11 protein-coding genes and 1 tRNA gene are annotated in these 14,797 nt (G+C 70.4%); 8 read left to right on the top strand and 4 right to left on the bottom strand.

The genetic code is table 11. The features are described 5' to 3' along the window. Positions 1 to 148 precede the first annotated feature (148 nt). Positions 149 to 610, top strand: a complete 462-nt coding sequence (locus tag EDD54_RS08810; protein ID WP_126540822.1) for an Lrp/AsnC family transcriptional regulator — start codon at positions 149 to 151, stop codon at positions 608 to 610. A 56-nt stretch (positions 611 to 666) separates the two neighbouring features. Here EDD54_RS08810 and EDD54_RS08805 read toward each other — a convergent pair. Then, a tRNA-Val gene (locus EDD54_RS08805) sits at positions 667 to 741 on the bottom strand. A gap of 328 nt (positions 742 to 1,069) precedes the next feature. On the opposite strand from EDD54_RS08805, the gene EDD54_RS08800 reads away from it, so the two are divergent. Continuing rightward, positions 1,070 to 2,980: an FkbM family methyltransferase gene (locus EDD54_RS08800; protein WP_126540821.1), complete on the top strand. Its 1,911-nt coding sequence runs from the start codon at positions 1,070 to 1,072 to the stop codon at positions 2,978 to 2,980. A 66-nt stretch (positions 2,981 to 3,046) separates the two neighbouring features. On the opposite strand, the gene cpdR is transcribed toward EDD54_RS08800, so the two are convergent. Next, positions 3,047 to 3,406, bottom strand: coding sequence for a cell cycle two-component system response regulator CpdR (cpdR, locus tag EDD54_RS08795; protein WP_126540820.1), 360 nt, complete (start codon positions 3,404 to 3,406; stop codon positions 3,047 to 3,049). A 211-nt stretch (positions 3,407 to 3,617) separates the two neighbouring features. Between cpdR and EDD54_RS08790 the strand changes: the two genes are divergently transcribed. Both EDD54_RS08790 and hisN read left to right on the top strand, forming a co-directional pair. Next, complete coding sequence (locus EDD54_RS08790) at positions 3,618 to 4,514, top strand: N-formylglutamate amidohydrolase (protein ID WP_126540819.1); 897 nt, start codon at positions 3,618 to 3,620, stop codon at positions 4,512 to 4,514. 377 nt (positions 4,515 to 4,891) lie between these two features. Next, positions 4,892 to 5,674, top strand: coding sequence for a histidinol-phosphatase (hisN, locus tag EDD54_RS08785; protein WP_126540818.1), 783 nt, complete (start codon positions 4,892 to 4,894; stop codon positions 5,672 to 5,674). A gap of 174 nt (positions 5,675 to 5,848) precedes the next feature. Here hisN and EDD54_RS08780 read toward each other — a convergent pair whose 3' ends face one another. After that, the gene (locus EDD54_RS08780) at positions 5,849 to 6,787 is read right to left on the bottom strand and encodes an alpha/beta hydrolase (protein ID WP_126540817.1); all 939 of its coding nucleotides are present in this window, start codon (positions 6,785 to 6,787) and stop codon (positions 5,849 to 5,851) included. A gap of 239 nt (positions 6,788 to 7,026) precedes the next feature. Here EDD54_RS08780 and EDD54_RS08775 point away from each other — a divergent pair, with 239 nt between their 5' ends. Then, positions 7,027 to 7,491, top strand: coding sequence for an Hsp20 family protein (locus EDD54_RS08775; protein WP_126540816.1), 465 nt, complete (start codon positions 7,027 to 7,029; stop codon positions 7,489 to 7,491). A 106-nt stretch (positions 7,492 to 7,597) separates the two neighbouring features. On the opposite strand, the gene EDD54_RS08770 is transcribed toward EDD54_RS08775, so the two are convergent. After that, positions 7,598 to 8,671 (bottom strand): threonine aldolase family protein, encoded by a 1,074-nt coding sequence (locus EDD54_RS08770; protein WP_126540815.1) that lies wholly within the window; start codon positions 8,669 to 8,671, stop codon positions 7,598 to 7,600. A gap of 645 nt (positions 8,672 to 9,316) precedes the next feature. On the opposite strand from EDD54_RS08770, the gene gltB reads away from it, so the two are divergent. The 3 genes from gltB (at position 9,317) to EDD54_RS08755 (ending at position 14,773) form a co-directional block, all read left to right on the top strand. Next, positions 9,317 to 14,029, top strand: coding sequence for a glutamate synthase large subunit (gltB, locus tag EDD54_RS08765; protein WP_126540814.1), 4,713 nt, complete (start codon positions 9,317 to 9,319; stop codon positions 14,027 to 14,029). Positions 14,030 to 14,105: 76 nt separating this feature from the next. Further along, positions 14,106 to 14,378 (top strand): antitoxin, encoded by a 273-nt coding sequence (locus EDD54_RS08760; RefSeq protein WP_126540813.1) that lies wholly within the window; start codon positions 14,106 to 14,108, stop codon positions 14,376 to 14,378. A 32-nt stretch (positions 14,379 to 14,410) separates the two neighbouring features. Beyond that, positions 14,411 to 14,773, top strand: coding sequence for a PIN domain-containing protein (locus EDD54_RS08755; protein ID WP_207620293.1), 363 nt, complete (start codon positions 14,411 to 14,413; stop codon positions 14,771 to 14,773). The last annotated feature ends 24 nt before the right edge of the window (positions 14,774 to 14,797 follow it).

Raw genomic sequence — 14,797 nt, 5'->3', positions numbered from 1 at the left:
GCCGCGCCGGCCGCGGCGGGATGGTTCCACCCTCGCCGTCTCCCGTAAAGGCCGCACGTCCGGACCGTTCGGCGACCATAGCCGCGATCGCGTGGCGGCTTTCGCCAATCACGGCTAGGATTCGGCCGATCGTTGGAGGAATCCACCAATGGAGCTCGACCGAATCGACCGCGCCATCCTGCGCGCGCTGCAGGCCGACGGCCGCCTGACCATCCAGGCGCTCGCCGACCGCGTCGGCCTGTCGGCGACGCCGTGCCGGCGCCGGGTCCAGATGCTGGAGGATGCCGGGGCGATTCGCGGCTACCGCGCGGTGGTCGATCCCGCCGCCGTGGACGCGCCGTTGAAGCTCTACGCCTTCGTCAAGCTGGTCCAGCGCACCAACGCCCATCTCGACGCCTTCGAGGCCGCCGTCCGCGCCAGCCCCGAGATCCTCTCCTGCGAATTGGTCACCGGGGTGCACGACTACCTGATCTCGATCCGCCTGCCCGCCATCGAGCACTACGACGCCTTCCTGCGCCGCGTCCTCGCCGACATCCCCTCGGTCGCCGAGATCTCCACCAGCATCGTCGTCGCCACGGTCAAGGACCCCGGCGGCCCGGTGCCCGTGTGAACGGGAGGGGGGCGGAAAAACGAAAAGGCCCGGACGAGCCGGGCCTTTCGAGGAGATGGTGGGCGTGACAGGGATCGAACCTGTGACCCCTACGATGTCAACGTAGTGCTCTCCCGCTGAGCTACACGCCCTTGAACCATCCGCGGGACCGCCCCGGGGGGCGGCGTGGCGCGGTGTATAGCGGGAGCCGCGGGGCGATGCAAGAGGCTTCGCGCGTGGCGCTCGGATGCGTTCGCCGCGCCGTCCGCGGCGGCGCGCGCGGCCTCCGCCGCGGGGCGGACTTGCAGAAGCGGCGCGCGGCTGCGATAGCATCGCGAGGGACGGTCGCGGGGCCGGCGGGGCGGAAATCCCCGGCGGTCAGGGCCGACCGAGACGGCATCCGGCGAACCGGGGGCGGGCACGCGACGACGGCGCCTCTCCCCGGCCGGAGCGCACGGACCATCCGGGGGAGCGGACGCAGTGTTCCAGTCCTATGCGCAGAATTTCGAGGACGTCATTCTCTGGCGGGCCCTCAAGGACGTCGAGAACGGCTTCTACATCGACGTCGGCGCCGCCGATCCGGTGGAATTCTCCGTGACCAACGCCTTCTACGAGCGCCGCTGGCGCGGCGTGAACGTGGAACCCCAGGCCGAGTATTTCGAGCGGCTCGTCAAGGCGCGCCCGCGCGACATCTGCCTGCCCGTGCTGGTGGGCGAGCAGGCCGGCCGGTCGAGCTTCTTCGAGGTCGGCATTCCCCAGACGGGCGGCCGGGCCGCCGTGAGCGGCCTGTCGACCCGCCAGTCCGATCAGGCCGCGGTGCACCGCGACGCCGGATTCTCGGTGTCCGCGCGCTCGGTCGAGATGACGACGCTCGCGCAGATCTGCCGGACCCACGCGCCGGCCGAGATCCACTTTCTCAAGATCGACGTCGAGGGTGCGGAACTCGGCGTGCTCCGGGGCGCCGACTTCGCGGCCCACCGCCCCTGGATCGTCGTCGTCGAGGCGACCGAGCCCGGTTCCCAGGTTCCGGCCCACGAGGAATGGGAACCGGTCCTCGTCGCCGGCGGCTACCGCTTCGTCTACTTCGACGGCCTCAACCGCTTCTACGTCGCCGAGGAGCACCACGACCGTCTCGGCAAGGTGATCGCGGTGCCGCCGAACTGCTTCGACGAGTTCGTCGCCCCGGCCTCGATGGCGGCGGGCGCGACGCCGGTCGTGACGCCGATCCCGGTGTTCAAGCCGGGCGTGCCGCAGACGATCGGCAACGAGGCGCGCATCGCGATGACCGTTTCCTGCGGCGACACCCGGGCGCTGCCGCGGGTCGCCGACGCCGGCCGCGTCCGGACCCGTGCCGACGGCACCCGCGTCCAGGTCATGCACAACGGCCTCGAGGTCGTCGCCGACGGCTATTCCGGCCCTTGGATGACGCGGCTGATCGAACTGGCGAACGGCTGGCACGAGCCCCAGCAGGAGCGCGTGTTCGCCGAGGTGGTGGACCGCCTGCCCTCCGACGCCACCATGATCGAGCTCGGCGGCTACTGGTCCTACTACAGCCTGTGGTTCCTGCGCGGCGCCCCGGCCCGGCGCGCCGTCGTCGTCGAGCCGGACCCGCTGCACCTGTCGATCGGGCGCACCAACGCCGGCCTCAACAACTTGGCGCCGACCTTCTTGCAGGCGGCCGTCGCGGCGACCAGCGGACCGCCGGCGCCGTTCGGAACGCAGCGCTCCGGCGTCGTCGAGGTGCCGCGGATCTCGGTCGCCGACCTGATGGCGCGCGAGGGGATCGACCGGCTCGACATGCTCCACTGCGACGTCGACGGTGCCGAACTCGAGGTGCTCTCGAGCTGCGAGGCCCTGTTCAGGTCCGGGCGGATCGGTTGGCTGTTCCTGTCGACGCACGCGCCGCAGATCTCCGGCGATCCGCTGACGCACCAGAAGTGCCTGGAGCGCCTGCGCGACTTCGGCGCGATCGTCGAGGTCGAGCACGACGTCTACGAATCCTTCGACGGCGACGGCCTCGTGGTCGCCCGCTTCCCCGGCACCGCCCGGGACTTCGAAGTTCCGAGCATCTCCCACAACCGAGCCGGCCGGGCGTTCTTCCGCGACCCGAGCTACGGCTGGGCCGACGCCCTCGCCGCCGGCGAGGAGGGACGGCGGCGGATCGCGGAACTCGCCGTCACCGGCCTCTACCTGTCGATCCTGCGGCGCCGGCCGGATCCGAAGTCGATGGAGGGCTTCGTCGCGCGCATCCTCGCCGGGCACCTCAAGATCGAGGACCTCGTCAAGGCGTTCGTGCACAGCGGGGAGTTCAAGGCCGGGCTCGGCAGCTTCCTCGAGGCCAACGGCCTCCTGGAAGTCGCGGCCGCCGCCCTGGAGAAGCGCGGGGCCTGACACGGCGCCCGCGCGGATATCTCGGCGTTCCCGCGGCCGCGCGATCGCGCGGCCGCGGCACCATGGTCAGGCGGCCAGCATCTTCTCGACCTCGCGGACGAGGTCCTTGAGGTGGAACGGCTTCGACAGCACCTTGGCGTCCTTGGGCGCCTGGCTGTCCGGGTTCAGCGCCACCGCGGCGAAGCCGGTGATGAACATGATCTTGAGGTCGGGGTCGAGCTCGCTCGCCCGGCGGGCGAGCTCGATGCCGTCCATCTCGGGCATCACGATGTCGGTGAGGAGCAGCGTGAACGGCTCCTCGCGCAGGCGCTCGTAGGCGCTCTTGCCGTTGTCGAACGACACCACGTCGTAGCCGGCGTTGTTCAGCGCCTTCGCCAGGAAGCGGCGCATGTCGTTGTCGTCTTCGGCGAGGAGGATTCGGTTCATCGCAGATCCCAGGAAGGTCCGGGGCGGGCCCGCGTGGCGCCGGCCGCCGTTCGCTCATCGAACTCATTCCATAAGGCGGCGTCGCGGTAAATATGGGGTAAGCGGGGATCCCGGCCCGGCACGCCCGCCGTCCCGCTTGTGGACAGCCCCCGCCAAAGCGGGCACCATCGCGGACCAGCCGGGCGGGACGATTCCCGGCAGCGGAGCTCCGATGCGCGTCGTCGCCGATTTCGAGACCACCGATCCGTTCGACGTGGCCGCCCCGCAGGCCCAGACGCTGCCCTTCGTCTTCAACTCGCCGCACTCCGGCGCCGCCTATCCCGCGGCCTTCCTCGGCGCCACCCGGCTCGACGCCCGCCGGATCCGCCTCTCCGAGGACGCCCACGTCGACCGCCTGTTCGACCACGTCGTCCCCGAGGGCGCACCGCTCTTGCGCGCGCACTTCCCGCGCGCCTTCCTCGACGTCAACCGCGAGCCCTACGAGCTCGACCCCAAGATGTTCGTGGGCCGGCTGCCGTCCTACGCCAACGTCCGCTCGATCCGCGTCGCCGGCGGCCTCGGCACGATCGCCCGCGTCGTCGCCGAGCAGGAGGAGATCTACCCGGCGCCGATCCCGGTCGAGGAGGCGCTCGGACGGATCGAGGCGATCTACAAGCCCTACCACGCCGCCCTGCGCCGCCTGCTCGCCCAGACCCACGTCGCCTTCGGCGCGGCCGTGCTGATCGACTGCCACTCGATGCCGTCGTCGGTGCGCGGTCAGGACCCGCGCGCGCGCGCCGACGTCGTGCTCGGCGACCGCTACGGCACCAGCGCCGCCCGCGCCCTGGTCGAGCACGCCGCCGACGTGCTGGTCGATCTCGGCTACACCGTCGCCGTCAACAAGCCCTATGCCGGCGGCTTCATCACCGAGCACTACGGCCGTCCGGCCAAGGGCCTCCACGCCATCCAGGTCGAGGTCAACCGCGGGCTCTACATGGACGAGCGCACCTTCGAGCCCACCGCCGGCTTTGCCGCACTGCGGCACGATCTCGGCCGCTTCGCACGCCAGCTCTTCGAGTTCCCCGTCGCGCTCCTCACCCCCGCTCCGAGCCGCCTCGCCGCCGAGTAGCGGCCCGGCCCGCCCTCGCAGAAGCGAAATTCCCAACGGGATCGGGAACTTGCCGCTACGTCACCGCGCCGGGAAAGAAAAAGGGCCGTCGCGGGAGCGACGGCCCAAGTCTTAGGGAGGAAACGCCCAAGGAGGGCAGTACGACACGGAAGCCGTGCCGCACCGCAACAAAATGAAGCCCAAACGAACCCCGGTCAAGAATGCCGGAATGTCGCACCTGCCCAAATTCCAGGCGCGCCTCGTGCGTCGGCGTCGTTTCCCGCGCCCGGGCCGCGCGGCCGCCTTGAATTTCTTCGCGTATCCAAGTAATTAGCCCGACAAGACCGCCGATCTCCGGTCCCCTCCCCCGGCAGCCCATCGCAAAGGACATGACAGCCATGCGGGAATCCCAGAGCTGGACCCCGTTCCTCGACCGTTTGGGCGACGTCGCCACCGCGGCGATCCTGCCGCATTTCCGCACCCGCCTCGACGTCGACAACAAGGAGGCCCGCGGCTTCGACCCGGTCACCGTCGCCGACCGTGCCGCCGAGGAGGCGATCCGCGCGGTGATCGCCGCCGAGCACCCCGACCACGGCATCCTCGGCGAGGAATTCGCCCCCGTCGGCCTCGACGCCGAGCACGTCTGGGTCGTCGATCCGATCGACGGCACCCGTGCCTTCATCTCCGGCCTGCCGGTCTGGGGCACGCTGATCGGCCTGAAGCGGCACGGCAAGCCGCTCGCGGGCATGATGGTGCAGCCGTTCACCGGCGAGCGCTTCTCCGGCGGACCCGATGGCGCGCTCTACCGCGGCCCGGGCGGCCCGCGCACGCTCGCGACCCGGCCCTGCGCCAGCCTCGCCGACGCCACGCTGTTCACCACCACGCCGCACATCTTCACGCCCGAGGAGAAGACGGCCTACGACCGCGTCGAGCGCGCCGCCCGTCTCGCCCGCTACGGCTGCGACTGCTACGCCTACTGCATGGTCGCAGCAGGCCACGTCGACGTCGTGGTCGAGGCCGGTCTCAAGGCCTTCGACATCGTGGCGCTGATCCCGGTGATCGAGGCGGCCGGCGGCATCGTCACCACCTGGGACGGCGGCGACCCCTCCGAGGGCGGCCGCATCCTCGCCTGCGGCGACCGCCGCGTCCACGCCGAGGCGATGCGCCTGCTCGCCGGCTGAGGCGGACCGACGGACTGCCGCGCCGGAGCGGTCTTGCAGCGGTGTCTCATACCGAGCTCGCAAAGTTCCGACCTTTGGCCGGAGCATTGCGGGCGAGAAGCGCCCGACCGGGCGCCGGCCGAAAGGCCGCGACTTCGCAAAGTCCCGACGAGTCGGGACTTTACGAGACGGGTATCAGGCCGCGCTGCCCGGCACGAAGGCGTCGAAGGCGGCCCAGAACTGCGCCCGGTAGGCCGGGCGCTCCATCGTCACCTCGTGCTCGGCGCCGGGCACCAGCACGTAGCCGGCGGTGCGCAGCCGCCGCGCCATCCGCTCGACCGCGGCCGGCGACACGATGCGGTCGCCGCCCGAGTTCACCATCAGCACCGGCAGCGGCACGGTGGCGGGAAAGTCGGGCTCGTCCATGCGGTCCATCGAGCGGGCCGCCTCCAGCACCCAGCGCCAGGTCGGCGTGCCGACGCCGAGGTCGGGCCGGATCGCGGTCAGGTCCATCATGATCCGGTGCATCGCGCGGTCGCCGGTGAGCGGATTGCCCTCGAAGCGCCGGACGGCGGCGACGCGCTCGCCGTGGCCGGGCGTGCCCGTCGCGCCGAGGCCGAGCGCGCAGACGAGTCCGGCGATCCGGCGCAGTCTGGCGCGCGACTGGCCTTGGAAGTCCAGCATCGGCGCCGTCAGCACCAGCCGCGACAGCCACGGCGGCAGGATCTCGGCGGCGGCGAGCAGGATGTGCCCGCCCATCGAGTGGCCGAGCCCGAAGAAGGGCGGCGGACAGTCGGGCAGCGCCACCTGCCGGCGCACCGCCTCGATGTCGAGCCGGTAGTCGGAGAAACGGCCGACGTGGCCGACGTCGGCGCCGACGAGACGGGCCGAGCCACCCTGCCCGCGCCAGTCGAAGGCGACCACCGCGAAGCCGCGGGCACGGAGTTCGCCGACGACGCGGAAATACTTCTCGATCTGCTCGCCGCGGCCCTGGAAGATCACCACCGTGCCGCGCACCGGGCGGCGGTCGGCGGGAAAGCGCGCGACGCGCAGCGTGACGCCGTCGCCCGTCACCGCGGCGACGACCGCGGTGTCCGGCGGGACGGGATTGTCGGGGAGGTCGAGCAGGTCCATCGACTGGCATTGGTACGGTGCGGGGCGCCGCATCCTGGCACGGCGGAGACGACGGAAGTCTGAACGCGACGGCCGCCTCCGGCTGGCCTTGAAGCCGATCCGGCGGCTTCCTACTTCAACGTCGCGGGCGCCCCGAGCGGGGCCCGCCGGACGAGGGACCCCGGGGACGGCCGAGACGGCGTCCCCAGAAACGGCCCCGACGATCCGACCATCTGTCGCTTCTCATCGGAGGACATGTCATGCGTCAAGTCGATTTCAGCCCGCTGTACCGTTCCACCGTCGGTTTCGATCGCCTCTTCTCGATGCTCGATCAGCTGGCGACCAGCGACGCCTCGGGCCAGACCTACCCGCCCTACAACATCGAGCGCACCGGCGACAACGCCTACCGCATCACCATCGCGGTCGCCGGCTTCTCCGACGCCGACCTCGCCATCGAGGCGCGCGAGAATACGCTGACGGTGAAGGGCGAGAAGAAGGCGGAGGCCCGCGAGGGAGTCGAGATGCTCTACCGCGGCATCGCCTCCCGCGCCTTCGAGCGCCGCTTCCAGCTCGCCGACCACGTCGAGGTCCGCGGTGCCAGCCTGGAGAACGGCCTGCTCCACGTCGATCTCGTCCGCGAGATCCCCGAGGAGAAGCGCACCCGGCAGATCCCGATCGGCCGCGCCGAGGGCGCCGAGAAGCGCATCGAGGCCACGGTGAACTGACGGCACACGGGTCTCCGGATCCGGATGCGGAAACGCCCCGGTCGCGCCAGCGGCCGGGGCGTTCTCGTTGGTGGTCGGTCGCCGCGCGGGTGCCGCGCGGCCGGGATCACACCCCGATGCCGTCGCCGGCGCCGAGCAGCTTCACGAAGGCGGCGACGTCGTGCTTGGAGGTGGCGAAGGAAGTGACGAGGCGGACGAGGTCCTCGTCCGCGGCCGGCATCTCTTCGGCGGGAAGCCCCTCGGCCGGCCAGTCGTAGAAGCTGGCGCCGGCGGCGCGCAGCCGCTTCGAGGTCGCCTTCGGCCAGATCGCGAACACCTCGTTGGCCTCGGGCTCGAACAGCAGCCGGCCCTCCTTGGACTGCGCGATGCCGCCGGCGAGGCGCTTGGCCATGGCGTTGGCGTGCACGGCGTTGTCGAGCCAGTGGCCGTGGTCGAAGTAGCCCTGGAACTGGGCGGCGACGAAGCGGCTCTTGGAGAACAGCTGGCCGGCACGCTTGCGCGCATAGGCGAGGTCGTCGGCGTGGCGGTGGTCGAACATCACCACCGCCTCGGCGCACCAGCAGCCGTTCTTGGTGCCGCCGAAGGAGAGGACGTCGACGCCGGCCTTCCAGGTCAGGTCGGCGGCCGAGACGTTGAGCGCCACCAGCGCGTTGGCGAAGCGGGCGCCGTCCATGTGCAGCTTGAGGCCGTGGCGGTGGGCGACCTGGGCGATCTCGCGGACCTCGTCGGGGGTGTAGACCGTGCCCCACTCGCTCGCCTGGGTGATGGTGACCGCGACCGGGCGGCCGTTGTGCACCGACGGCGGCTGATGCCGCCGGATCGCCGCCTCGAGGCTCGCCGCGTCGATCTTGCCGCGCGGACCGGGGAGCGGCGCCAGCTTGCCGCCGCCGGCGAAGAACTCCGGCGCGCCGGCCTCGTCGACGGCCACGTGGGCCGCCTCGTGGCAGAACACGAAGCCGCCGGGCTTGGCGAAGGCGGCGAGCGCCAGCGCGTTGGCGGCGGTGCCGGTGGCGACGAAGAACACCGAGACTTCCTTCTCGAAGATCTCGGCGAACCATTCGGTGGCCGTGCGGGTGGCGTCGTCGCCGCCATAGGCGGGGACGAGACCGTGGTTGACGTCGGCGAGAGCGGCGGCGACCGGCGCCGAGGCTCCCGCCCAGTTGTCGCTGGCGAAGTGCATGGCGCCCAATCTATTCCCCGCCGGCGCGGCCGGGAAGCGGCACGGCGCGGCCCCTCCCATGCGGCCGTTGCATGCCGTTCTCACCTGTGCGCCGCAGCATCGAAAAATGGGACAGGACGGTTGACCTGCCCGAATGGTTATGCGAATTACGCATCAGCCATGCGGATCCGCGATAGTTGACGGAGAGGCGGGCCGGACCGCCTGCGGCCTTCCCGCCGCAAGCCGGTTCCACGCAAGAAGATTTCCGGCGCGCCGGCTCGGATCGACCGTATGTTGCCCGCTCGTGCAACGCGAGGGGCGGCGATCGGACCGATTGAAACGGTCGCCGCCGGGTGGTCTAAGCCGGTCGGGCGGTCATTCGCCCGCCGGTCGGCGACGAGATGCTGTCCCTCCCGGGCCCCGCCCGCCGGAGGCGACGGCTGTCCGCGTCGGGTCGGTGCGACGACCGGACCGGGGAACGAGGGGACCACGTCATCGCCGGCGCCGTTGCGCCGGGTCGCGTCGCCGGACGCGGCCCGCCGGGCGACGGACCGCCGGGGGACGTGGCGGAGAGGGGGTGTCGCCGCGCGGGCACGGAGCTTGCTCGGCGCCGCCGTGGGGAAAACGCGAACGGGCGCCGCGCGCCCGGGCACATGGGGAACTGGGATGACCGACCGCGTCGAAGCCGAAGCCGTGCCGACTGCCACCGACGGACGCATCGCGACCGATCGCACGGTCGCCATGACGGCGAAAGCGCGCGCCGGCGCCGCCGCCGGCGGGCTCTACCACCCGAGCCGCGAGCACGACGCCTGCGGCGTCGGCTTCATCGCCAGCCTGAAGGGCGAGAAGAGCCACGACATCGTCGCGAGCGGCCTGCAGATCCTCGAGAACCTCACCCACCGCGGCGCGGTCGGCGCGGACCCGCTGATGGGCGACGGCGCCGGCATGCTGGTGCAGATCCCGCACGCCTTCTTTGCCGCCGAAAGCGGCAGCCTCGGCTTCGAACTGCCCGAACCCGGCGCATATGCGGTCGGCCACCTGTTCATGCCGCGCGACGCCGAGTTCCGCGCGTGGTGCGAGGGCGTGGTCGCCGAGGTCGTCGCCGCCGAGGGCCAGGTGCTGCTCGGCTGGCGCGACGTGCCGGTCGACAATTCCTGCCTCTCCAAGGCGCCGGACATCGCCGCCACCGAGCCGGTGCACCGTCAGGTGTTCATCGGTCGCGGCCCGTCGGTCGCCGACCAGGACGACTTCGAGCGCCGGCTGTTCCTCCTGCGCAAGGTCGTCTCCAACAAGGTCTACGCCCGCTCCGGCGTCGAGGACTCCGGTTTCTACGTGGTGTCGCTGTCCTCGCGCACCATCGTCTACAAGGGCATGTTCCTGGCCTACCAGCTCGGCGCCTACTACGCCGACCTGAAGGACCCGCGCTTCGTGTCGGCGCTCGCGCTCGTGCACCAGCGCTTCTCCACCAACACCTTCCCGTCCTGGAAGCTCGCCCATCCCTACCGGATGGTCGCCCACAACGGCGAGATCAACACCCTGCGCGGCAACGTCAACTGGATGGCGGCCCGGCAGGCCTCGGTCGAGAGTCCGCTGTTCGGCAAGGACATCGAGAAGCTCTGGCCGATCTCCTACGAGGGCCAGTCCGACACCGCCTGCTTCGACAACGCCCTCGAGTTCCTCGTCCAGGGCGGCTACGAGCTCGCGCACGCGGCGATGATGCTGATCCCCGAGGCCTGGGCGGGCAACCCGCTGATGGACGAGGACCGGCGCGCCTTCTACGAATATCACGCCGCCCTGATGGAGCCGTGGGACGGGCCGGCCGCGGTCGCCTTCACCGACGGCCGCCGGATCGGCGCCACCCTCGACCGCAACGGCCTGCGTCCCGCCCGTTACTTCGTCACCGAGGACGGCCTCGTCGTCATGGCCTCGGAGGCCGGCGTGCTGCCGGTGCCGGAGGAGAAGATCGTCGAGAAGTGGCGCCTCCAGCCCGGCAAGATGCTGCTGATCGACCTCGAGGAGGGCCGCATCGTCTCCGACGGCGAGATCAAGGAGCGCCTCGCCGGGGCCCATCCCTACAAGAGCTGGCTGCAGCGCACCCAGATCGTGCTCGAGGACATGCCGCCGGTCTCGGTGTCGTCGGTGGTCTCCAACGAGTCGCTGCTCGATCGCCAGCAGGCCTTCGGCTACACCCAGGAGGACCTCAAGCTGCTGATGGCGCCGATGGCCGTCACCGGCCAGGAGGCGATCGGCTCCATGGGCACAGACACCCCGATCGCGGCGCTGTCGGACAAGCCGAAGCTGCTCTACAACTACTTCAAGCAGAACTTCGCCCAGGTCACCAACCCGCCGATCGACCCGATCCGCGAAGAGCTCGTCATGAGCCTCGTGTCGTTCATCGGGCCGCGGCCGAACATCCTCGACCTCGAGGGCACCGCCACCATCAAGCGGCTGGAGGTGCGTCAGCCGATCCTGACCAACGCCGACCTCGACAAGATCCGGATGATCGGCGACATCGCCGAGAACCAGTTCCAGGCCAAGACGCTCGACATGACCTTCGCGGTCGAGCGCGGTCCCGAGGGCCTGAAGATGGCCCTCGACCGGCTGTGCGAGCGTGCCGAGGAGGCCGTCCGGGCGCACTACAACATCATCATCCTGTCGGACAGGCTGGTGTCGGGCACCCGCGTCGCCATCCCGGCCGTGCTCGCCACCGCGGGCGTGCACAACCACCTGATCCGCAAGGGCCTGCGCACCTCGGTCGGCCTCGTCGTCGAGAGCGGCGAGCCGCGCGAGATCCACCACTTCTGCGTCCTCGCCGGCTACGGCGCCGAGGCGATCAACCCCTATCTCGCCTTCGAGACCCTGCTCGGCATGAAGGGGCAGTTCCCGGAGGAGGTCGACGAGGAGGAGATCGTCTACCGCTACATCAAGTCGATCGACAAGGGCATCCTGAAGGTCATGTCCAAGATGGGCATCTCGACCTACCAGAGCTATTGCGGCGCCCAGATCTTCGACGCGGTCGGCCTCGAGAGCAAGTTCGTCGACAAGTACTTCTTCGGCACCGCCACCGACATCGAGGGCGTCGGCATCGACGAGATCGCGGCCGAGACCATCGCGCGTCACCGTCAGGCCTTCGGCGACGACCCGGTGCTGGCGCGCGCGCTCGACGTCGGCGGCGAATACGCCTACCGCATCCGCGGCGAGGCCCACGTGTGGACCCCCGGCGTGGTCGCCGACCTGCAGCACGCCGTCCGCCTGAACCTGCCGGAGAAGTATCTCGAGTTCGCCCGCAAGGTGAACGACGACGCGGCGCGCCAGTCGATCCGTGGCCGCTTCCACATCAAGTCGGCCGAGGAATCCGGACGCACCCCGGTGCCGCTCGACGAGGTCGAGCCGGCGAGCGAGATCGTCAAGCGCTTCTCCACCGGCGCGATGTCCTTCGGCTCGATCAGCCGCGAGGCGCACACCACCCTCGCCATCGCCATGAACCGGATCGGCGGCAAGTCGAACACCGGCGAGGGCGGCGAGGAGGCCGAGCGCTTCAAGCCGCTGGCGAGCGGCGACAGCCTGCGCTCCGCGATCAAGCAGGTCGCTTCGGGCCGCTTCGGCGTCACCGCCGAGTATCTCGTCAACGCCGACATGATGCAGATCAAGGTCGCGCAGGGCGCCAAGCCCGGCGAGGGCGGCCAGCTGCCCGGCCACAAGGTCGACGCGGTGATCGCCAAGGTCCGCCACTCGACCCCGGGCGTCGGCCTGATCTCGCCGCCGCCGCACCACGACATCTACTCGATCGAGGATCTCGCCCAGCTGATCTTCGACCTCAAGAACGTCAACCCCGAAGCCGACGTCTCGGTGAAGCTCGTCTCCGAGGTCGGCGTCGGCACCGTCGCTGCCGGCGTCGCCAAGGCGCGCGCCGACCACATCACCATCTCCGGCTACGACGGCGGCACCGGCGCCTCGCCCCTGACCTCGATCAAGCACGCCGGCAGCCCGTGGGAGATGGGCCTCGCCGAGACGCACCAGACCCTGGTGCTGAACGGCCTGCGCTCGCGCGTCTGCCTGCAGGTCGACGGCGGCATGCGCACCGGCCGCGACGTCATCGTGGGCGCCCTGCTCGGCGCCGACGACTTCGGCTTCGCGACCGCGCCGCTGATCGCGGCCGGCTGCATCATGATGCGCAAGTGCCATCTCAACACCTGCCCGGTCGGCGTCGCCACCCAGGATCCGGTGCTGCGCAAGCGCTTCAAGGGCACGCCCGAGCACGTGATCAACTACTTCTTCTTCGTCGCCGAGGAGGTCCGCGGCTATCTCGCGAAGATGGGCTTCCGCAGCCTCGGCGAACTGGTCGGCCAGTCCGATCTCTTGACCCAGAAGGCGGACGAGGCCGGCAAGGCCGCCGGGCTCGACTTCTCGCGCCTGTTCCACAAGCCGGCCGCCGGCCCGGACGAGATCCGCTGGACCGAGCGCCAGAAGCACCCGATCGACGACGTGATCGACCGCCGCTTCCTGGTCGAGGCCGCGCCGGCGCTCGCCGACGGTACGCCCGTGACCATCACCTCGACCATCAAGTCGGTCGACCGCACCGCCGGCGCGATGCTGTCGGGCGCGGTGGCGAAGCGCTACGGCCACGAGGGTCTGCCCGACGACACCATCACGGTGAAGCTGACCGGCACCGCCGGCCAGGCCTTTGGCGCCTTCCTCGCCCGCGGCGTCACCATGGAACTCACCGGCGAGGCCAACGACTACGTCGGCAAGGGCCTGTCGGGCGGCCGGATCGTCGTCCGTCCGTCGGACGCGGCGAAGATCGTCGCCGAGAAGTCGATCATCGTCGGCAACACCGTGCTCTACGGCGCCACCGAGGGCGAGGTCTACTTCCGCGGCGTCGCCGGCGAGCGCTTCGCGGTGCGCAACTCCGGCGCGATCGCGGTCGTCGAAGGCTGCGGCGACCACGGCTGCGAGTACATGACCGGCGGCCTCGTCGTCGTGCTCGGCCAGACCGGCCGCAACTTCGCGGCCGGCATGTCCGGCGGCGTCGCCTACGTCCTCGACGAGGACCGCAGCTTCGCCAAGCGCTGCAACATGGCGATGGTCGACCTAGAGCCGGTGCCGGAGGAGGACGAACTCCTCGAGAAGCTGCACCACCACGGCGGCGACCTCCAGTTCAAGGGCCGCGTCGACCTCGCCGACATGACCCGCCACGACGACGAGCGCCTCTACGCCCTGATCCAGGCCCACGTCCGCTACACCGGCTCGACCCGCGGCCAGGAGATCCTGGACCACTGGGAGACGTGGCGGCCGAAGTTCGTGAAGGTGATGCCGGTGGAATACCGCCGGGCCCTGCGCGAGATGGAGAAGATGCGCATGGGCATCGCGGCGGAGTGACGGACGGCGCGCAGCGCTCCTGGCCCGGCCTCCACACCTGTGATATGCTTCGGCATATGACGCGAGGAGGCCGGCCGTGAACTACCACAAGCGCGACGAGCGGGAGGTCAGCCTCTTCCGCAACGGCCGCAGCCAAGCCGTTCGCATTCCGAAGGAATTCGAGATCGACGCGGACAAGGTGCTCATGTGGAAGGACCCGGACGGGACCATCCACATGCAGCCGAAGCAGGCGAAGATGACACCGCGGGAGTTGGCCGCCTTCCTGCGGAGTCGGCCCCCCCTCGAGGAAGACTTCCCGCCGATCGAGGAGCTGCCGCTCGAGGACGTCGACCTGGAACGGGACCCGTGAACTACCTGCTGGATACGAATATCATCTCGCACATGATCCGGTATCCGACGGGCACTGCGCTCGCTCGCTTCGAGACGACGGACCCGGGCACCGCGGTGACGAGCATCATCGTCGCCGCCGAGTTGCGGTTCGGCTATGTCAAGGCCGGTTCGCAACGGTTGGCTGCGGACGTGGAGGCCACGCTGACTTCGGTCGGCGTCCTGGATTGGACACTGCCCTGCGACCGGATCTACGCCGAGATTCGGGGGGACCTCCATCGGCGCGGCGCGCTGATCGGGCCGATGGACATGCTGATCGCGGCCCACGCGCTGGCGCTGGACGCGACGCTGGTGACGGACAACGAGGACGAATTCCGCCGGGTGGCGGGCTTGAAGATCGAGAACTGGGTCCGCTGACGGATCCGCGGTGATGGCAGAACG

Origin of the sequence: Oharaeibacter diazotrophicus (assembly GCF_004362745.1) — a bacterium.
Taxonomy (GTDB): domain Bacteria; phylum Pseudomonadota; class Alphaproteobacteria; order Rhizobiales; family Pleomorphomonadaceae; genus Oharaeibacter; species Oharaeibacter diazotrophicus.
Note: the sequence above shows the minus strand (reverse complement) of the source record. Positions and strands in the feature narration are given on the sequence as shown.